Below are 20,125 nucleotides of genomic sequence, written 5' to 3' on the forward strand. Positions count from 1 at the left end.
ACGGTGATCAACGCCCACTACACCGACCCGGCCATCGCCACGGAACTCTGGCAGACCCTCCAGACCTTGGGCTTCGACGGCGGGCAGGTGTTGGAACCCGGTTCCGGGGCAGGCACCTTCATCGGCCTCGCGCCGACGGGCACGAGCATGACGGGTGTGGAGTTGGACCCCGTGACCGCCGGGATCTCCCAGGCGCTCTATCCGCAGGCCACGATCCGTACCGAGTCCTTCGCCGAGTCCCGGTTCGGGGGAGGACAGTTCGACGCCACCGTGGGCAACGTGCCCTTCGCCCGCACCATCCTGCACGATCCGACCCACAACCAGGGCCGGCACTCGATGCACAACCACTTCATCATCAAGTCCTTGGCCCTGACCCGGCCGGGGGGACTGGTGGGCGTCGTGTCCTCCGCCTTCACATTGGATGCGCAGAACCCGGCCGCCCGACGTGAAATGTTCGACACGGCCGATCTGCTGGGTGCGGTGCGCCTGCCCAACGGCGCACACCGCCGGGCCGCCGGCACCGACGCGCTCACCGATGTGCTGGTCTTCCGCCGCAGGCTGCCCGGCGAGGCGCCGGGGGACCGCTCCTGGCTGGAGTCCCGCCCGCTGGGCACCGCAGCCGGCGACGAGGCGCGCATCAACAACTACTTCGCCCAAAACCCCGACCAAGTGCTGGGAACCCTCGAGGTCGGCAACGGCATGTACGGGAACGCGACCGTCACCGTGCGGGCACAGGACCTGCAGGCGGTGCCCGAACTGCTGCACGGACAACTCCAGGAGATTGCCGCCAGCGCCGTGGCCGCAGGCCGGGGAATGGCGCGCGACCAGCGCTCACAAGATGCCCAGGCGGCGGCCAGTCTTCCGCAGGCGCCGGCCAATGAACAGGTCGGGCACCTCGGCGCGGAACCGGACGGCACCTTTACCCAGGTCAACCTCGACCGCGTGGCCGTGGAACTGGAGGTCCCGCGCACGCAGCAGGCCGAGTTGCGCGCCCTGTTGGGCCTGCGCGACGGTGCGCGCACCGTGCTGACCCTGGAGGCGTCCAACGTCGAGGACACCGACGAGCTGGCAGCGGCCCGCGGACAATTGGCCGGGGACTACGCCCGGTACGTGGAGCGGTACGGGCCGATCAACCGGTTCAGTGAACGCCGCACCGGCCGCACGGACGAGAACGGCCAGCACATCCTGGCCCGCACCCAGCCCCGCGTCATGGCCGTGCTGCGCAAGGATCCCTACGGACCGTTGGTGCCGGCGCTGGAATACTTCGACGAGGGCACCCAGAGTGCGGCCCCGGCCGCGTTGCTCAGGGAGCGGCAGGTCCAGCCCCGCAGGCCCGTGCGCGGTGTGGACACCCCGGCCGAGGCCCTGGCCGTCACCCTGGACACCAAGGGCGAGGTGGACCTGGACGAGATCGCCCTGCTGCTTGGCACCGATCCGGCGGATGCCCGCGAGGTGCTCGGGGATCTGGTCTATGACGTTCCGGGGGAGCCGGGTGCGATGGAGACCCGGGCCGAATACCTCAGCGGGAACATCCGTGAAAAGCTCGACGCCGCCACCGAGGCGGCAGCGGACGATCCGCTGTACCGGCGCAACGTCACCGACCTGCAAGGGGTGATGCCGCGGCCGCTGGGTGCGGACGAAATCGAGGCGAAGATCGGGTCGGTCTGGATCTCACCGGACATCCACGCCCGGTTCCTGAGGGAACTGATCAAGGATCCGGCCGCTCACGTGGACCGCGCCAGCGGGGCGAACTGGGACGTCAAGGCCAACCGCCACGTGTTCCTGGCGCGCAACGACTGGGGCACCGAACGTATGCCCGCCGGGGACATCTTCAAGAACCTGCTGGAGCAGCGCCGGGTCCAGGTCACAGACCCGGACCCGGACCACCCGGAAAGCAACCGGCGCGTCCTGAACCCGACCGAGACCACGGCTGCACAGGAAAAGGCGCAGATGATCAAGGACCGGTTCGGCGAATGGGTGTGGGAGGACCCGGCACGCACCGTCGCGTTGACCGACGAGTACAACCGACGGTTCAACTCCCTGGTGCTGCGCGACTACACGATCGAAGGGGAACGGCTGACCCTTCCGGGACTGGTGAAGAACTTCTCCCCGCGCCCGCACCAGCGCGCGGCCGTGGCACGCATGATTTCTGAACCCTCCGTCGGGCTGTTCCACGAGGTCGGGGCGGGCAAGACCGCCGAGATGGTCATGGGCGCCATGGAACTGGGCCGGCTGGGCATGACGAACAAGCCGGCCGTGGTGGTGCCGAACGACATGCTGGACCAGTTCGCGCGCGAGTGGTTGCAGATCTAACTGCAGGTGCAGATCCTCGCCGCGTCCTCAAAGGACCTGCAAGGCGACAAATGCCGAGAGTTCGTCGCGCGGACGGCGGCGAACGACTGGGAGGTTGCGTGTCGGAGGACGCGGGGAAGCGTTCGTGTTTTGGGAAACGCCGTCGGGAGAATTCGCCGAAGGGCACGAAGAAGCCCCCTGAGGTGAGGGCGACCGCCGAGGGTGGGGGGGATCCGGTTGGTGATGCGGGCGGAGCGCGAAGCGACGCGGGCCCGACCATCCGCGCGCTGCTACCAGCCGCGGTCGCGCCAGAGGGGCAGTTCGGGGCGTTCGCGCCCCAGCGTCGTGCCGCCGCCATGACCCGGGTGCACCAGCGCCGCGTCGTCGTACGCGTCGAAAAGCCGCTGCTCGACGTCGGCGAGCAGCGAACGGAAACGCTCCGGATCCTGCTGGGTGTTTCCGACCCCGCCTGGAAAGAGGGAATCCCCACTGAAGATATGCGCCGGACCCTCCGGATCCTCGTAGACCAGGGCGACCGAGCCCGGGGTGTGCCCGCGCAGGTGCACGGCCGTGAGCCGGAAGCCGTCGAAATCCTTCACGTCCCCGTGGTTCAGGGCCACCTCGATGTCAACGCCCGTGTCCGCCGTGATCGCCTCGGCATCGTCGGCGCCGGCGGCGGCCGGCGCCCCCGTCTCGAAGGCCAGCTGCCGCAGGGCCCGGACGTGATCCCAATGGCGATGGGTCGTCGCGATCAGGACCAGCCGGTTTTCGCCTCGCGAATCGCCGGCCGCGTCGGCCAGCAAGGCGCGGATAGCATCGACGTCGTCCGCGGCGTCGATGAGCACCTGCGCGCCGGTGTCCTTGGACGTGATCAGGTACACGTTGTTGTCCATCTCCGAGACCGAGGCGCGGCGGATGGTGACATGGCGAAGATCGTGGAGCAGGCTCGTGTCGTTGTCCATGGGGACAGCCTACGAGGGCACCGAGGGGCGGTCTAACCCGCTTGGCCGGACGGGTACGCTGGCGGCATGGGGCGACGGGCGCCCCGCGAAGGGAACCATGGACGACGACGTACTCGGCTTCATCACCGTGGATCCCGGGGATCCCTCGAACCCCTACGAACAGATCCGCCGGCAGATCCTCGACGCGGTCGCCCACGGGCGTCTGGTTCCAGGGACCCGGCTGACCTCGGTCCGTGCGCTCGCCGACCGGCTCGGGGTGGCGGTCAACACCGTGGCCCGCGCCTACCGCGAGCTGGAGCGGGCCGGTGCCGTCTCCACGCGGGGTCGCAACGGCACCGTGATCGAGGCCGCGGCGGACGACGCCGGACGCCACGTGGGCGCCGCGGCGGAGGTCTTCGTGGACGAAGCCAAGCGTTGGGGGTTGGGCGAGGAACAGGCGCTCGGCTTCGTCAGGGCTGCCTTCAACGCACACTAGGCGCGGTCGTGCGCCCTGAGCGCAAGGCGTCTATTCGAACGAGAATTCGAAGACGTTTTCGACTACTATTTGATGGTGGCCATTTCTGAGAGCACCGTTGTTTCGCCGTCCGGTTCCGCAGCCAAGCCCCCGCTCGACCAGTCGCGGCTAGTCGTCAAGGGCGCGCGGGAGCACAACCTGCGCAACGTGGACCTGGATCTGCCCCGTGACGCGATGATCGTCTTCACGGGCCTGTCCGGATCCGGCAAGTCCTCCCTCGCCTTCGACACGATCTTCGCCGAGGGCCAGCGCCGCTACGTGGAGTCGCTGTCGGCGTACGCTCGGCAGTTCCTGGGCCAGGTGGACAAGCCGGACGTCGACTTCATCGAGGGTCTTTCGCCCGCGGTCTCCATCGACCAGAAGTCCACCAGCAAGAACCCGCGGTCCACCGTCGGCACCATCACGGAGATCTACGACTACATGCGCCTGCTCTGGGCGCGCGTGGGGCGCCCACACTGCCCGGTCTGCGGTGAACTTGTCATGCGCCAGACGCCGCAGCAGATCGTGGACCAGCTGCTCGAGCTGGAGGAGGGGACCCGCTTCCAGGTGCTGGCCCCGGTGGTGCGCGGACGCAAGGGCGAATTCGTCGACCTCTTCAAGGAACTCACGGCGAAGGGCTACTCGCGGGCGCGGGTGGACGGCGAGAACATCCAGCTTTCCGACCCGCCGAAGCTCGGCAAGCAGTTCAAGCACACCATCGAGGTCGTTGTCGACCGCCTGGTCAGCAAGGACGGCATCCGCCAGCGGCTCAGCGATTCGGTCGAGACCGCCTTGGGCATCGCGGACGGCCGCGTGCTTGCGGACTTCGTGGACCTCGACGCGGACGACGACGGCCGCGTGCGCGCGTTCTCGGAGAACCTGGCGTGCCCCAATGAACACCCGCTGGCCATCGATGAGATCGAACCGCGGTCCTTCTCCTTCAACAACCCGTTCGGCGCCTGCTCGGCATGCACGGGCATCGGCACGCGGCTGGAGGTGGACGGCGAGCTGGTCATTCCCGACCCCTCCAAGTCGCTTCAGGAGGGCGCGATCGCCCCGTGGTCCCTCGGAACGGCCACTACGGAGTACTGGAACCGGCTGCTGGCGGGGCTGGCGAAGGACATGAAGTTCTCGATGACGACGCCGTGGGAGAAGCTCGCCGAAGACGTCAGGGAGTCCGTCCTCCACGGCAAGGACCACAAGGTCGTCGTGCAGTACAGGAACCGGTTCGGCCGCGAGCGGAAGTACAGCACGGGCTTCGAGGGCGTGTTCCAGTACATTCACCGGAAGCACCAGGAAACGGAGTCGGACAACGCCCGGGACCGATACGAGGAATACATGCGGCAGGTGCCATGCCCGGAGTGCAACGGCGCGCGGCTCAACCCCGCGTCGCTCTCCGTGCTGATCAACGGAAAGTCGATTTCCGCGGTGGCCGCCATGCCGATGCGCGAATGCTCCGAGTTCCTCAACGACCTCGTGCTCTCCGGTCGCGAGGCGCAGATCGCGCACCAGGTCCTGATCGAGATCCAGGCACGGCTCCGCTTCCTCTTGGATGTCGGCCTCGAATACCTCAACCTTGAGCGTGCCGCCGGCACGCTGTCCGGCGGGGAGGCCCAGCGCATCCGTCTGGCGACCCAGATCGGTTCCGGGCTGGTCGGTGTCCTCTACGTGTTGGACGAGCCGTCTATCGGCCTGCACCAGCGGGACAACCGCCGGCTCATTGAAACCCTCAACCGTCTCCGGGACCTCGGCAACACGCTGATCGTCGTCGAGCACGACGAGGACACCATCCACCAGGCGGACTGGATCGTGGACATCGGCCCGGGCGCCGGGGAGCACGGCGGGCAGGTCGTCCACTCGGGACCCCTGGAGGGGCTGCTCGCCAACACCGAGTCGATGACCGGCGACTACCTCGCCGGACGCCGTTCCATCGAGATACCCGTAAAGCGCCGCAAGATCGACAAGAAGCGGCAGCTGAAGATCGTCGGGGCGCGCGAGAACAACCTGCGCGACCTCACCACGCACATTCCCCTGGGCGTCATGACCGCCGTCACGGGCGTCAGCGGCTCGGGAAAATCGACCCTGATCAACGACATTCTCTACAAGGTCCTCGCCAACAAGCTGAACGGCGCCAAGCAGGTCGCCGGCCGGCACACGCGCGTCGAGGGCCTGGAACAGCTGGACAAGGTCATCCACGTAGACCAGAGCCCCATCGGGCGGACGCCTCGGTCCAACCCCGCGACATACACGGGCGTGTTCGACCACGTCCGGAAGCTGTTCGCGGAGACCAACGAGGCAAAGGTCCGCGGCTACCTGCCCGGGCGCTTCTCGTTCAACGTCAAGGGCGGGCGCTGCGAGGCGTGCTCCGGCGACGGCACGCTGAAGATCGAGATGAACTTCCTTCCCGACGTCTACGTGCCCTGCGAGGTCTGCCACGGGGCGAGGTACAACCGCGAGACACTCGAGGTCCACTACAAGGGCAAGACCATCGCCGACGTGCTCAACATGCCCATCGAGGAGGGCGCCGAGTTCTTCGCCGCGTTCTCGCCGATTGCGCGGCACCTGAACACGCTGGTCGACGTCGGCCTGGGCTACGTCCGGCTCGGCCAGCCGGCAACGACCCTCTCCGGGGGCGAGGCGCAGCGCGTGAAGCTCGCGTCCGAGCTGCAAAAGCGCTCCAATGGCCGGAGCGTGTACGTGCTGGACGAGCCCACAACGGGCCTGCACTTCGAGGACATCAGGAAACTCCTGAAGGTCCTCCAGAGCCTGGTCGACAAGGGCAACACCGTCATCACGATCGAACACAACCTCGACGTCATCAAGAGCGCGGACTGGCTCCTGGACCTCGGCCCCGAAGGGGGATCCGGCGGCGGGCAGCTCATCGCCGCCGGCACGCCGGAACAGGTCGCCAAGGTGCCCGAGAGCCACACCGGCCGGTTCCTCGCCGACCTGCTCGGCTAACGCCCCCGGGACCCGCGCACGGAGGTGGCGCAGCACGCGCCACGGCCGGGAAGTATTCCCCGGTGGTCATGGACACCCGGCCCAACACCGGGTTCGTGCAACAATGACCCGGTGATAAATCGTGTGCGCGCCGTCTTGTTCGACCTCGACGGCACCTTGGTGGACCCCGCCGGTGCCATCACCGAGGGCATCCGCGCGGCGGTGCTCCGGCACGGCCTCGCGGATCCCGGCACGGAGCGCCTCGACACCATGGTCGGGCCGCCGCTCGCGCTGAGCCTCATTGAGCTTCCCGGCATGACCGCCGAGCTCCTGCCCTCCGTCATCGCCGACTACCGTGCGGAGTATGCCGCCCACGGCATGGCCGCCAGCCGCGTCTACCCGGGCATGGCCGAGTTGCTTGACGGCCTGCGTTCCTCCGGCGTCCGCCTCGCGGTGGCGACGTCCAAGCCCATCGACATCGCACGGCGGCTCCTCGAGGTACAGGGCCTGGCGGGCAAGTTCGATGCCATCCACGGCGCCGTCGCCAACGAAACGGCCCCGCGCGCCGGGCACGGCAAGGAAGACATCGTTGCGGCGGCCCTTGCCGCGCTGGGCACGGCGCCGGGGGAGACCGTCATGGTCGGAGACCGCCACTACGACGTCATCGGCGCCGCGGCCAACGGACTCGAATGCATCGGGGTCTCATGGGGGTACGCACCGCAGGGCGAGCTCGCCGCGGCAGGTGCCGCCGCCGTCGTCGGTTCGGCCGCGGAGCTGGGCGCCAAACTCGGTCTCGAATCCGCGGACTCGACCACCGGAAGCGCGCCGGCGGATGCCGTTCCGGAGGGGTCGGTCGCCTAGATGGGATTCTACGACGGCGTTCGCGCCACCTTCCGGGGAACGATCGGCGCCACCTGCCGACCCACCGTCACCGGACTGGAGCACGTCCCGGACGAGGGGCCCTTCATCGTGGCCTCCAACCACCTGTCCTTCCTCGACAGCATCATCATCCAAGCCCTGATGCCGCGTCCCGTGGCCTTTTTCGCGAAGGCCGAGTACTTCACGACGCCGGGCGTGAAGGGACGCCTGATGAAGGCGTTTTTCCAGTCTGTCGGGTCCATACCGGTGCAGCGCGGGGAACAGGCCGCGTCTGTCGCCGCCCTGGACTCCCTGGTCGAGATCCTTGAAGCGGACGGCGGCGTCGGGATCTACCCCGAGGGAACCCGATCCCGCGACGGGCGCCTCTACCGCGGCCGGACCGGCGTCGGATGGCTGGCGCTGTCCACCGGTGCGCCGGTGGTTCCGGTCGGCCTCATCGGCACGGAACGGCTCCAGCCGGCCGGGCGCAACGCGATCACGCCGCACCACTTCACGCTGAAGGTCGGCGAACCGTTGCAGTTCGACCACATCGGTCCCAAGCACCCGCTGCCGGCGCGCCGCCATGCCACGGACCGAATCGTCGACGCGGTCGCGGAACTCACCGGCCAAGAGCGCTGCGACGGCTACAACCAGGCTCCGGCCGCGGGGTAGCGTCGAACCATGGCCGACCCCTCCACCTACCGGCCCCGCGCCGGCGAGATCCCCACGAATCCCGGCGTCTACAGGTTCCGCGATCCACACGGACGCGTCGTCTACGTCGGCAAGGCCAAGAACCTCCGCTCGCGGCTGAACTCCTACTTCGCGAATCCCTCCGGACTGCTGCCCAAGACGCGTGCCATGGTCTTCGCCGCCGCGAGCGTCGAATGGACCGTCGTCGGCAGCGAGTTGGAGGCGCTGCAACTCGAATACACATGGATCAAGGAATTCGCGCCGCGCTTCAACATCGTCTTCCGGGACGACAAGTCCTATCCCTATCTGGCGGTGACGCTCGGGGAGAAGTTCCCGCGGGCACAGGTCATGCGGGGGGACCGGCGGAAGGACGTCAAGTACTTCGGTCCGTTCTACCCGGCCAGGGCCATACGCGAAACGCTTGACACGCTCCTGCGTGTTTTTCCGGTGCGGACCTGCAGCGCCGGCGTCCTGCGACGGGCGCAGCAGTCCGGACGCCCGTGCCTCCTGGGCTACATCGACAAGTGCTCGGCGCCCTGTGTCGGGCGCATCAGCGCCGAGGACCACCGTAAACTCGCCGACGAGCTCTGCCAGTTCATGGGGGGCGAGGGCACCCGCTTCATCCGTCAGCTGGAACGGGAGATGGCCGGCGCCGTCGCGGAACTCGAATACGAGAAGGCCGCGCGCCTACGGGACGACATCGCCGCGCTGCGGCGCGTCTTCGAGCGCAACGCCGTGGTCCTGTCCGAAGACACGGAGGCAGACATTTTCGCCATCGCCGAGGACGAGCTCGAGGCGGCCGTGCAGGTGTTCCACGTCCGCAACGGCCGCATCCGCGGACAGCGTGGCTGGGTGGTGGAAAAGGTCGAGGACACCACGCCCGCGGAGTTCGTGGAGCACCTGCTCCAGCAGGTCTATGGGGAGAACACGGACGCGGACCGGCTGCCGCGCGAGGTGCTGGTCCCGGTGGAGCCCGAGGATTCGGCACAGGTCGCCGAATGGCTTCGCGGGTTGCGCGGCGCGGCCGTGAGCCTGCGGGTTCCACGCCGGGGGGAAAAGGCGGTGCTGATGGAGACCGTGCGGGAGAACGCCGAACAGGCGCTGCGCCTGCACAAGTCCCGACGCGCCGGGGACATCAGCACCCGAAGCACCGCGCTCCAGGAGTTGCAGGAGGCGCTCGGCCTCCCGGTGCCGCTCCTGCGCATCGAGTGCTACGACATCTCCCACGTCCAAGGCACGAACGTCGTCGCGTCCATGGTCGTGGTGGAGGACGGACTACCCAAGAAATCCGATTACCGGAAGTTCTCCGTCACGGGTGAGGCCGCGCGCGACGACACCTCTGCCATGTACGACGTCCTCACCCGACGTTTCCGGCACTACCTCGACGACCAGACCCACATCGCCCCGGCCATCACCGGTCAGATCGATATCGAGGAGGACGCCGCCAAGGCGCCGCTCCGCAAGTTCGCGTACCCGCCGTCGTTGGTGGTGGTCGACGGCGGTCCGCCTCAGGTGGCGGCTGCCTCGCAGGCGCTCGAGGACCTCGGCATCGACGACGTGTACGTCGTGGGGCTGGCGAAGCGCCTCGAGGAACTGTGGCTCCCCGACGACGAGTTCCCGGTGGTGCTGCCGCGGGCTTCCCACGGACTGTATCTGCTCCAGCGGATCCGCGACGAGGCGCACCGCTTCGCCATCAGCTTCCACCGCCAGAAGCGTTCGACGGCGATGGTCGTCTCCGTGCTCGACGGCGTCCCCGGGCTCGGACCGGCCAAACGCAAGGCCGTCCTGAAGCACTTCGGCTCCGTGCGGCGCATGCGTGCGGCGGCCGAGGCCGACTTCCTCGACGTGCCCGGCATCGGACCGGCCATGGCCAGGCAGCTGGCCGCGGCGCTCGCGACGGACACCGGCCGGACGGAGGCCACGACGGATCCGTCCGAACCCGCGGTGAACACCGCCACCGGAGAACTGCTGGACTAGTCCAGGCACCCGAAACGGGGCCGGGCCTCCCCTAGACTGGGAGACATGAGTAGCGAGCTGGCACCGGTCAAACCCGTCGAATCCGAACTGCTGATCGTTACCGGCATGTCGGGTGCGGGGCGCACGACGGCGGCCCACGCGCTCGAGGACCACGGCTGGTACGTGGTGGAGAACCTGCCCCCCCAGATGCTGGGGACGCTCACCGAGCTCGTGGCGCGCGTCCCCGGGTCCATTCCCAAGCTGGCCGTCGTCATGGACGTGCGCAGCAAGTCCCTCTTCCCGGCCCTGCGGGAGAATCTCGCGCAGCTGCGCGCCGCGGGGATCAACTACCGCGTGCTGTTCCTCGAGGCCAGCGACGACCTGCTCGTGCGCCGCTTCGAACAGGGGCGGCGTCCCCACCCATTGCAGGGCAGCGGGCGGATCCTGGACGGCATAGCGGCCGAGCGAGAGGTCCTGCGGGAACTCAAGGAGTCGGCGGAACTCGTGGTCGACACCACCCCCATGAACGTCCACGCCCTGGCCACCGCCATCACGGAACTCTTTTCCGAGTCGGGCCCGATCGTCCTGCGCCTGAATGTCATGAGTTTCGGCTTCAAGTACGGCCTCCCGGCGGACGCCAACTTCGTGGCCGACGTGCGGTTCATCCCGAACCCGCACTGGGTTCCGGAACTCCGCCCGCACACCGGCGTGGAAGCCGTGGTCAGCGACTACGTTTTGGAGGCCGAGGGAGCCGCCGAGTTCGTGGACCGCTACATCGAGGCCCTGGAACCGGTCATGGACGGCTACCGGCGCGAGAACAAGCACTACGCGACCCTCGCCGTCGGTTGCACGGGCGGCAAGCACCGGTCCGTCGCGGTCAGCGAGGAGCTCGCCCGCAGGCTGCGCCAGCTCCCGCGGGTCAACGTCACGGTCAACCACCGCGACCTGGGCCGGGAGTAGGACGAGATGGCCTTCCTTTCCGGGCAGATGCCCCTTGTCCCGCCGAAACCGGCCGGCGCGGGCCGTGGGCCGGCGCGCGTCGCCGCGCTGGGCGGCGGTCACGGACTCGCGGCCTCGCTGGCCGCGCTGCGCAGGCTCACCAGCGACATCACCGCCATCGTCACGGTGGCCGACGACGGCGGCTCCTCCGGGCGCCTGCGCGAGGAACTGGACGTCCTGCCGCCCGGGGATCTGCGCATGGCGCTGGCCGCGCTGTGCGACGACACCGACTGGGGCCGCACGTGGCGCGACGTGATGCAGCACCGTTTCGTATCGAAGGAGGGGTCCGCCGGGACGCTGGACAACCACGCGCTCGGCAACCTGCTGATCGTCACCCTCTGGGAGTTGCTTGAGGATCCCGTGGCCGGACTGCGCTGGGCTGGTGCGCTCCTTGGCGCCCGCGGTCAGGTGCTCCCCATGAGCACCGTCCCGCTGACGATCTCCGGGGAGGTCCTGGGTCAGGGCGCCGGCGACTCCCTGGTGCGCCGTCGAGTGGTCGGACAGGCCCAATTGGCGGTCGCTGGCAACACCGGGATCGTCAGCAACGTCCAACTCGAACCCGTGGACGCTCCGGCGTGCCCCGAGGCCCTGTCCGCCATAGAGCTGGCCGACTGGGTCGTTCTGGGACCGGGATCGTGGTACACGTCCGTCCTGCCGCACCTGCTCCTGCCGCAGATGCTGGACGCGCTCCGGGCAACCCCTGCCCGGCGCCTGCTGACCATGAACCTGGCCACGGAGACCAAGGAAACCGTGGGCATGGACGCCGCCGACCATTTGAACGTGATTTCGCGGTACGCCCCCGACCTGCGGATCGACGCCGTCGTCGCCGATCCATCGTCCATCGAAGGGGTCGAAAGGTTCCGCGATGCGGCCGCCCGGCTCGGCGCCAGGTGCTTCTTCGGTAAAGTAGGCGTCGCGGCGGGACGTGCGGTTCACGACCCGTTGCGGCTGGCCACGGCCTATCAGGACGTCTTCACGTCTTTCGATCCCAACGACCCCAGCAGTGAGGAACACAAGACATGGCACTGACAGCCTCGGTCAAGGACGAGCTGTCCCGGCTTGACGTCAAGAAGTCCTCGGAGCGAAAGGCGGAGGTCTCCGCGACGCTGCGGTTCGCCGGTGGACTGCACATCATTTCCGGCCGCATTGTCATCGAGGCGGAGGTCGACCTCGCGTCGACGGCGCGCAGGCTGCGGAAGTCCATTGCCGAGGTGTATGGCCACACCGCCGAAATCATCGTCGTCTCCGGCGGCGGCCTGCGCCGCGGAAACCGCTACGTGGTGCGAGTGGTGCGCGACGGAGAATCGCTGGCCCGGCAGACCGGATTGCTCGATGGCAGGGGCCGGCCGGTGCGCGGACTGCCTTCCGCCATCGTGAACGGCTCGACGGCCGATGCCGAGGCGGTCTGGCGCGGGGCCTTCCTCGCACACGGGTCGCTGACCGAACCGGGACGCTCCTCCGCCATGGAGGTCACGTGCCCCGGGCCCGAGGCCGCGCTGGCGTTGGTGGGGGCCGCGCGGCGGCTGGGGCTGGTCGCCAAGGCCCGCGAAGTCCGCGGCGTCGACCGCGTCGTGATACGCGACGGCGACAGCATCGCTGCGCTCCTGACCCGCATGGGTGCCCACGACGCACTCATGGTGTGGGAGGAGCGGCGCATGCGCAAGGAGGTGCGGGCGACGGCGAACCGACTCGCGAACTTCGACGACGCCAACCTGCGTCGCTCCGCGCAGGCCGCAGTCGCGGCCGGAGCGCGTGTCGAGCGCGCCCTTGAGATCCTCGGCGACGACGTCCCGGACCATCTGCAGTACGCCGGGGCGCTCCGCGTTGCCCACAAGCAGGCCAGCCTGGACGAGCTGGGACGGTTGGCGGATCCGCCCATGACCAAGGACGCCATCGCCGGGCGCATCCGCCGGCTCCTGGCCATGGCGGACAAGAAGGCCATCGAGATGGGAATACCGAGCACCGAGGACAGTGTTACGGCAGACATGCTGGACGGATAGTCTGGCGGTGTAGGTTTCCGACGCCCTGGGGGCTCGGGATGCAAAACCAGAAGGCACTCCCTTCGAGGGGGTGCACAACGAATGGAGGAGACACATGTCGAAGTACACCCTCCCGGAGCTGCCGTACGACTACGCAGCCCTGGAACCGAACATTTCCGCCCGCATCATGGAACTTCACCACAGCAAGCACCACGCGGCCTACGTCGCCGGCGCCAACACCGCCCTCGAGCAGCTGGCCGAAGCCCGCGAGAAGGGCGAGTTCGGCAACGTCCCCAAGCTTTCCAAGGACTTGGCGTTCCACCTGGGTGGACACACCAACCACTCGATCTTCTGGCAGAACCTCTCGCCCGAGGGCGGGGACAAGCCCGAGGGCGAGCTGGCCGCGGCCATCGACGAGTACTTCGGCTCCTTCGACGCGTTCCGTGGCCACTTCGGAGCGGCCGCATTGAGCCTGCAGGGCTCAGGCTGGGCACTGCTGGCCTACGAGCCGCTCGGCGGCAACCTGGTGATCGAGCAGCTGTACGACCAGCAGGGCAACGTCCCCGTGGGCACCGTTCCATTGCTGATGCTGGACATGTGGGAGCACGCCTTCTACCTCGACTATGTCAACGTCAAGGCCGACTACGTCAAGGCATTCTGGAACATCGTGAACTGGGCCGACGTCGCCAAGCGCTTCGAGGCAGCCCGCACGGGCGCAACGGCACTGGTCGTTCCCGGCGCGTAATGCGCATCACATATCCGCGTCACATGACGTAGGATAAGCACAACGGATCCCGCGGACCCCGCTCCCGGCTATCCCCGGGACGGGAGTCCGTGGATCCGGTCGGCAGTCAGTCGACGACACAACGGAGTGTCCAACTTTTCCCATGGCCACTCCGCGCAACACCCCTTCCGGGGGCCACCGCGGCGGCCTACATTCCGGCAAGGAGAATAACCACGTGACTACTCGTGTTGGCATTAATGGCTTCGGACGCATCGGACGCAACTTCCTGCGCGCCAGCCTCGCCCAGACGGCGGACATTGAAATCGTCGCCGTCAACGACCTCGGCTCGATCGACGACCTGGCGATGCTGCTGAAGTACGATTCCGTCCTTGGACGCCTCGACCGCGAGGTCGTCGTCGACTCCGACCACCTCGTCGTCGGTGAACAGCGCATCAAGGTCCTATCGCAGCGCAACCCGGCGGACCTCGGCTGGGGCGAGCTCGGCGTCGACGTCGTCATCGAATCGACCGGCTTCTTCACCAAGGGCGCCGACGCCCAAGGCCACATCACCGCCGGGGCCAAGAAGGTCATCATCTCCGCGCCCGCCACCGACGAGGACCTCACCATCGTCATGGGCGTCAACCACGACAAGTACGACGCCGACAAGCACCACATCATCTCCAACGCGTCGTGCACCACGAACTGCCTGGGCCCCGTGGCCAAGGTCCTGAACGACCAGTTCGGGATCGTCGATGGACTCATGACCACGATCCACGCATACACCGCCGACCAGAATCTGCAGGACGCGCCGCACAAGGATCCCCGCCGTGCCCGCGCCGCCGCGCTGAACATGGTTCCGACGTCCACCGGTGCCGCCAAGGCCATTGGACTGGTCCTGCCGGAGCTCAAGGGCAAGCTCGACGGATACGCCATGCGCGTGCCGGTCCCGACCGGGTCCGCCACGGACCTCACGGTGACACTGGCCCGCGAGACCACGGCGGAAGAGATCAACGCCGCGTTCAAGAAAGCCGCCGCGGAGGGACCGCTCAAGGGCTTCCTGAAGTACAACGAGGACCCCATCGTCTCCACGGACATCGTGACGGATCCGTCGTCGGCCATCTTCGACGCGCCCCTGACCAAGGTCATCGGCAGCACCGTGAAGGTGCTGGCCTGGTACGACAACGAGTGGGGCTACAGCTCCCGGCTGGTGGACCTGACGGAGTATGTCGGCGGCAAGCTGGCGTAGGTACGGGATTCGGATAGCCTAAGCGCATGACTTCTCGCACTCTCGACGATCTGCTCGCCGACGGCGTCCGTGGGCGGCGCGTTCTGGTCCGTAGCGACCTGAACGTGCCGCTCGACGGTTCCACCGTCACGGACGACGGACGCGTACGCGCGTCCCTCCCGGTCCTCTCCAAACTGGTCGACGCCGGCGCCCGCGTCATCGTGATGGCCCACCTCGGGCGGCCCAAGGGCTCCCCGGACCCCAAGTACTCGATCGCCCCGGCGGGCGAACGTCTCCGCGAACTCGCGGACTTTCCCGTGGCCATCGCCGGGGACGTCGTTGGCGACAGCGCGCGCGCTGGTGCAGCCTCCCTGGCGGACGGAGAAGTGCTGCTCCTCGAAAACATCCGGTTCGACGCCCGCGAAACCAGCAAGGACGACGCCGAACGCGCCGCCCTGGCAGGCGAGCTCCAGGCCCTGACCGGCGGGAACGGCGCCTACGTGGACGACGCGTTCGGCGCCGTCCACCGCAAGCACGCCTCGGTGTTCGACATCGCCGCAGTCCTGCCGTCCTACCAGGGCGAACTGGTCCGCACGGAGGTGGAGGTCCTCAAGACCCTCACCGAAAGCCCCAAGCGGCCGTTCGTCGTCGTGCTGGGCGGGTCCAAGGTCTCGGACAAGCTCGCCGTCATCGACAAGCTGCTCGGCCGTGCGGACCAGCTGCTCATCGGCGGCGGAATGGCCTTCACTTTCCTGCGGGCGCAGGGCCACGGTGTCGGCGCCAGCCTGTTGGAGTCAGACCAGCTGGACACGGTGCGCGGCTACCTCGCGCGCGCCAAGGAGATCGGCTGCGACATCATCCTGCCCACGGACATCGTGGTTGCCTCGAAGTTCGGCGCGGACGCGGAGCATGAGGTGCTGGCCGCCGACGACATCGAGGGCGGATCGTTCGGCGCCACCGGGCTCGGGCTGGACATCGGACCGGCGTCCGGGGGCGCCTTCGCGAGCTACATCCGCTCCGCCAACACGGTCTTCTGGAACGGTCCCATGGGCGTGTTCGAAATCGACGCGTTCTCGGGAGGCACGCGGGCGGTTGCCCAGGCGCTGGCCGACTCCGAGGCGTTCAGCGTGGTCGGGGGCGGAGACTCCGCCGCGGCCGTCCGCACGCTAGGGTTCCGCGACGACGACTTCAGCCATATCTCCACGGGAGGCGGTGCCAGCCTCGAGTACCTCGAGGGCAAGGAACTGCCGGGCCTGACAGCATTGGAAGGCAAATAAGCACATGACGACATCCACGAACGGAAAGTTCGACCGCACGCCGCTGATTGCCGGCAACTGGAAGATGAACATGGACCACGCGCAGGGCATCACCCTGCTCCAAAAACTGGCGTGGACCCTCGACGACGCAAAGCACGATTTCGGCCGGGTGGAGGTTGCGGTCTTCCCTCCGTTCACGGATCTGCGCGGCGTGCAGACGCTCGTGGCCGGCGACGACCTTCCGGTCGTCTACGGGGGCCAGGACCTTTCGCCCCACGACTCCGGGGCGTACACCGGCGACATCTCCGGGCAGTTCCTCTCCAAGCTCGGTTGCCGCTACGTGCTGGTCGGACACAGCGAGCGCCGGACCATCCACGGCGAATCGGACGAGACGCTTCGGGCCAAGGTGGAGGCGGCCTACCGCCATTCGCTGGTTCCGATTCTCTGCGTCGGAGAGGGGCTCGAGGTCAGGCAGGCGGGGGAGCACGTCGAGCACACGTTGGCGCAGCTGCGCGCCAACCTCCAGTCGCTCCCGGCCGAACAGGCAGCCCACCTCGTGGTTGCCTACGAGCCGGTCTGGGCCATCGGCACGGGCGAGGTGGCGGGCCCCCAAGACGCGCAGGAAATGTGCGCCGCGATCCGCACGGAGCTGACGGATCTCTACGACGCGCGGACGGCGGCCGGGATCCGGCTGCTGTACGGCGGATCCGTCAAGGCCGCTAATGCCGCAGCGATCCTCCGGGAACGCGACGTGGACGGACTGCTCGTCGGGGGTGCCAGCCTGGACCCCGCGGAGTTTGCTAGCATTGTCAGGTTCGAGCACCATCTGGTGACCGACTAGCCGGCTGACAAGCCGTCGTTGACCGAAAGGCCGTAGTGGACGCACTCAAGATTGTCCTGCAGGTGGTGCTCGGCATCACCAGCCTCCTGCTGACCATGCTGATCCTCCTGCACAAGGGGCGCGGCGGCGGCATGTCGGACATGTTCGGCGGCGGCGTGACAAGCAACCTCGGGTCGTCCGGGGTCGCCGAACGGAACCTCAACCGCATCACCGTGGTGCTCGGGTTGGCTTGGGGTGCCGTCATCATCGCGCTCGGGCTGGTCATGCGCTTCTCGGCGGAGTCCTAGCGCACGGGGCATAAAGCACAGTTGTAAGAACACATAAGGATGGCGGCTTCCACACCGGAAGCCGCCATCCTTTTGTTCCGCCGCGTTAAGCGGCGGCGTAACCCGCAGCTTAGCGTTCGCTGGCCGTCACGCTGCGCAGGTTGGTGCGCGGCAGCCCCTCGCGAAGGACCTCCCCGAACACCTCGTCGGGGTCCAGCCGCCGCAGTTCCTCGGACAGGCACTCGGAGAGGTGGCGCCGCGGAAGCGAGATGCGCTGCACCTGTTGCCCGGGCTGATAGAGCTCGGCGACGTCGTTGTCCGGGCGCGTGAGCACCACGTCGCCGTCGGCGCGGGCGAAGCGGACGCTGCGCACCCCCGTGCCGGCCGCCGAGGAGGCGATGGTTACTGGCACGTGGAGGAAGAGGGTCAGCCAAGCCGCCAGCAGGACCGTGCTGGGGGAGTCGGCCGCCCCCTTCACCGTCATTGCCTGGACCTCGGCGGGATCCAGTTGGTCGAGCACCGCCGCCAGCTGGGCCCGCCACAGCGTCAGCCGCGTCCACGCGAGATCGGTGTCGCCGGCCACGTAGGCATCGGCCAATGCGAAAAGGGCCCGTCGCGGATCGTCCTCGCTTCCCGAATCCGTGATTCGCCTGTGCGCGATGCGGCCGATTCCCGTAGCCGACGCCTTCTCCGGCGCCCCGTGGGGCCACCACGCCACGATGGGCGCATCGGGGAGCAGCAGTGCCGCCACGAGGGACTCGTCGGCGTGGCTGAGTTCTCCGTGCACATGCAGCACCACGACCTCGGAGGCCCCCGCGTCCCCTCCGACCCGGATCTGTCCGTTCAGTGCGGTGGGCGCGTCCTTGTTCCCCTCGACGACGACGATGATGCGGCAGGGGTGTTCGCGGCTGGCGAGGTTGGCGGCGGCAATCGCGTCCTCCTCGAAGCCGTCGCGCGTGACCACGACCAAGGTGAGCACGCGGCTCAGTGCCACCACGCCGCCCGTTTCGCGGAGATTCATCAGTTCCTTGGCCAGTTTCGAGGCCGTGGTTCCGGGCTGGTCGACGATCATGGGCGCCGCCACATCCTTCCATCGCGCGCGAGGAGCTCGTCGGCGGAAGCCGGTCCCCAGCTTCCGGGCGCATAGGGTTCGGGCTGCCCGTCCAGGCTGGCCCAATACTCCTCGAAGGGGTCGAGGATCTTCCAGGAGAGTTCCACCTCGGCGTGGCGGGGAAACAGCGGAGGTTCGCCGAGCAGCACGTCGAGGATCAGCCGCTCGTAGGCCTCCGGACTGGACTCCGTGAACGAGTGCCCGTAGCCGAAGTCCATGGTGACGTCGCGGACCTCCATTTGGGTACCCGGAACCTTGGATCCGAAGCGGATGGTGGCACCCTCGTCGGGCTGGACGCGGATCACCACGGCGTTCTGGCCGAAGTCGTCGCTCGCGTTGTCCCGGAACAGGAGGTTGGGGGCGCGTTTGAAGACGACGGCGATCTCCGTCACCCTTCGTCCCAGCCGCTTGCCGGCGCGAAGGTAGAAGGGAACCCCGGCCCAACGTCGCGTATTGATGTCCACGCGGATCGCCGCAAAGGTTTCAGTGGTGGAATCGGGGTTGAAACCCTCCTCCTCGAGGAAGCCGGTGACCTTCTCGCCGCCCTGCCAGCCGCCGGAGTACTGTCCCCGCGCCGAGTGCGTGGAGAGGTCCTCCGGCAGACGGACCGCGCCGAGCACCTTTTCCTTTTCCGCGCGGAGGTGGTCGGCGTCGAAGGAAATGGGCTCCTCCATGGCGGTCAGGGCGAGCAGCTGGAGCAGGTGGTTCTGGATGACGTCGCGGGCGGCGCCGACGCCGTCATAGTATCCGGCGCGTCCGCCGATCCCGATGTCCTCCGCCATGGTGATCTGCACGTGGTCCACGTGGTTTGCGTTCCACAGCGGTTCGAAGAGCTGGTTGGCGAAGCGCAGTGCCAGCAGGTTCTGGACCGTCTCCTTGCCGAGATAGTGGTCGATCCTGAACACGGCGTCGGGTGGGAAGACCGACTCCACTATCTCATTGAGTTCACGGGCGGAGGCGAGGTCGTGCCCGAAGGGCTTCTCGATCACCACGCGCCGCCACGGCATCTCCGTCGCGTCGTCCGCCTCTGGCTGGGCCAGTCCGTGCCTGGACAGCTGCTCGCACACCTGCTCGAACGAGTTCGGCGGGATGGAAAGGTAAAACGCATGGTTGCCGCGGGTTCCCCGGGACGCGGACAGCTCGTCCAGTGTCTCGCGGAGCCGGACAAAGGCCTCGTCGTCGCCGAAACCGCCGGTGACGAAGCGGAAACCGCCGGCCAGCTGTTCCCACACGGTCTCGTTGAACGGGGTACGCGCGTTGTCGCGCACCCAGCCACGGACCTCGGACACGAACTCCTCCCGCGACCAATCACGGCGGCCGAAGCCCACCACCGCGAAGCTTGGCGGCAGCAGGCCCCGGTTGGCCAGGTCGTACACGGCGGGCATCAGCTTCTTGCGGGCGAGGTCTCCGGTGATGCCGAAGAAGACCAGGGCCGAGGGACCGGCGATGCGGTTCAGCCGCCGGTCCCTCCTGTCACGCAGGGGATTGCGCGAGGTGGTGTCTGGCATGGGGCTCTTTCATGAGGGGATTTCG

Annotated in this window: 17 protein-coding genes; 14 read left to right on the top strand and 3 right to left on the bottom strand. The window is 68.0% G+C overall.

Translation table 11 applies throughout. The features are described from left to right. Positions 1 to 3 precede the first annotated feature (3 nt). Positions 4 to 2,313, top strand: a complete 2,310-nt coding sequence (locus AC0QSG_RS02235; protein ID WP_475376512.1) for a hypothetical protein — start codon at positions 4 to 6, stop codon at positions 2,311 to 2,313. A gap of 269 nt (positions 2,314 to 2,582) precedes the next feature. Here the strand turns inward: AC0QSG_RS02235 and AC0QSG_RS02240 are convergent, their stop codons facing one another. Then, positions 2,583 to 3,254 (bottom strand): MBL fold metallo-hydrolase, encoded by a 672-nt coding sequence (locus tag AC0QSG_RS02240; RefSeq protein WP_475376513.1) that lies wholly within the window; start codon positions 3,252 to 3,254, stop codon positions 2,583 to 2,585. On the opposite strand from AC0QSG_RS02240, the gene AC0QSG_RS02245 reads away from it, so the two are divergent. From AC0QSG_RS02245 to secG, 13 genes are all read left to right on the top strand, one after another. After that, positions 3,253 to 3,729, top strand: coding sequence for a GntR family transcriptional regulator (locus tag AC0QSG_RS02245; protein WP_475376514.1), 477 nt, complete (start codon positions 3,253 to 3,255; stop codon positions 3,727 to 3,729). The two genes, AC0QSG_RS02240 and AC0QSG_RS02245, sit on opposite strands and share 2 nt — an antisense overlap. Before the next feature lie 72 nt (positions 3,730 to 3,801). Further along, positions 3,802 to 6,708 (top strand): excinuclease ABC subunit UvrA, encoded by a 2,907-nt coding sequence (gene uvrA, locus AC0QSG_RS02250; protein ID WP_475376515.1) that lies wholly within the window; start codon positions 3,802 to 3,804, stop codon positions 6,706 to 6,708. Between the two features lie 111 nt (positions 6,709 to 6,819). Beyond that, entirely contained in the window at positions 6,820 to 7,548 is a 729-nt protein-coding gene (locus tag AC0QSG_RS02255) for an HAD hydrolase-like protein (protein WP_475376516.1), read from the top strand. Then, positions 7,549 to 8,217 (top strand): lysophospholipid acyltransferase family protein, encoded by a 669-nt coding sequence (locus AC0QSG_RS02260; RefSeq protein ID WP_435726059.1) that lies wholly within the window; start codon positions 7,549 to 7,551, stop codon positions 8,215 to 8,217. It begins immediately after the preceding gene. Between the two features lie 9 nt (positions 8,218 to 8,226). Further along, positions 8,227 to 10,212 (top strand): excinuclease ABC subunit UvrC, encoded by a 1,986-nt coding sequence (gene uvrC / locus AC0QSG_RS02265; RefSeq protein WP_475376517.1) that lies wholly within the window; start codon positions 8,227 to 8,229, stop codon positions 10,210 to 10,212. Positions 10,213 to 10,257: 45 nt separating this feature from the next. After that, on the top strand, positions 10,258 to 11,151 hold the full coding sequence (rapZ, locus tag AC0QSG_RS02270; protein WP_435726061.1) for an RNase adapter RapZ: 894 nt from the start codon (positions 10,258 to 10,260) through the stop codon (positions 11,149 to 11,151). Between the two features lie 6 nt (positions 11,152 to 11,157). Continuing rightward, positions 11,158 to 12,219 (top strand): gluconeogenesis factor YvcK family protein, encoded by a 1,062-nt coding sequence (locus AC0QSG_RS02275; RefSeq protein ID WP_435726062.1) that lies wholly within the window; start codon positions 11,158 to 11,160, stop codon positions 12,217 to 12,219. Continuing rightward, positions 12,210 to 13,190 carry a DNA-binding protein WhiA gene (gene whiA, locus AC0QSG_RS02280; RefSeq protein ID WP_435726063.1) on the top strand — a complete coding sequence of 327 codons (981 nt, stop codon included), beginning with the start codon at positions 12,210 to 12,212 and terminating at the stop codon, positions 13,188 to 13,190. The genes AC0QSG_RS02275 and whiA overlap by 10 nt, the downstream gene beginning before the upstream one ends. Before the next feature lie 94 nt (positions 13,191 to 13,284). After that, positions 13,285 to 13,914 (top strand): superoxide dismutase, encoded by a 630-nt coding sequence (locus tag AC0QSG_RS02285; RefSeq protein ID WP_435726064.1) that lies wholly within the window; start codon positions 13,285 to 13,287, stop codon positions 13,912 to 13,914. Between the two features lie 214 nt (positions 13,915 to 14,128). Beyond that, positions 14,129 to 15,139 (top strand): type I glyceraldehyde-3-phosphate dehydrogenase, encoded by a 1,011-nt coding sequence (gene gap / locus AC0QSG_RS02290; protein ID WP_475376518.1) that lies wholly within the window; start codon positions 14,129 to 14,131, stop codon positions 15,137 to 15,139. 26 nt (positions 15,140 to 15,165) lie between these two features. After that, positions 15,166 to 16,395 carry a phosphoglycerate kinase gene (locus tag AC0QSG_RS02295; protein ID WP_475376519.1) on the top strand — a complete coding sequence of 410 codons (1,230 nt, stop codon included), beginning with the start codon at positions 15,166 to 15,168 and terminating at the stop codon, positions 16,393 to 16,395. A gap of 4 nt (positions 16,396 to 16,399) precedes the next feature. Further along, on the top strand, positions 16,400 to 17,215 hold the full coding sequence (tpiA, locus tag AC0QSG_RS02300; RefSeq protein ID WP_475376520.1) for a triose-phosphate isomerase: 816 nt from the start codon (positions 16,400 to 16,402) through the stop codon (positions 17,213 to 17,215). A 35-nt stretch (positions 17,216 to 17,250) separates the two neighbouring features. Further along, entirely contained in the window at positions 17,251 to 17,502 is a 252-nt protein-coding gene (gene secG, locus AC0QSG_RS02305; protein WP_435726068.1) for a preprotein translocase subunit SecG, read from the top strand. 109 nt (positions 17,503 to 17,611) lie between these two features. Here the strand turns inward: secG and AC0QSG_RS02310 are convergent, their stop codons facing one another. Both AC0QSG_RS02310 and zwf read right to left on the bottom strand, forming a co-directional pair. Continuing rightward, positions 17,612 to 18,553: a glucose-6-phosphate dehydrogenase assembly protein OpcA gene (locus AC0QSG_RS02310; RefSeq protein WP_435726069.1), complete on the bottom strand. Its 942-nt coding sequence runs from the start codon at positions 18,551 to 18,553 to the stop codon at positions 17,612 to 17,614. After that, entirely contained in the window at positions 18,550 to 20,100 is a 1,551-nt protein-coding gene (zwf, locus tag AC0QSG_RS02315) for a glucose-6-phosphate dehydrogenase (RefSeq protein WP_475376521.1), read from the bottom strand. Before zwf ends, AC0QSG_RS02310 begins: the two co-directional genes overlap by 4 nt. Between the last annotated feature and the right edge of the window lie 25 nt (positions 20,101 to 20,125).

The sequence above is a fragment of the Arthrobacter sp. LT660 genome (assembly GCF_056172845.1).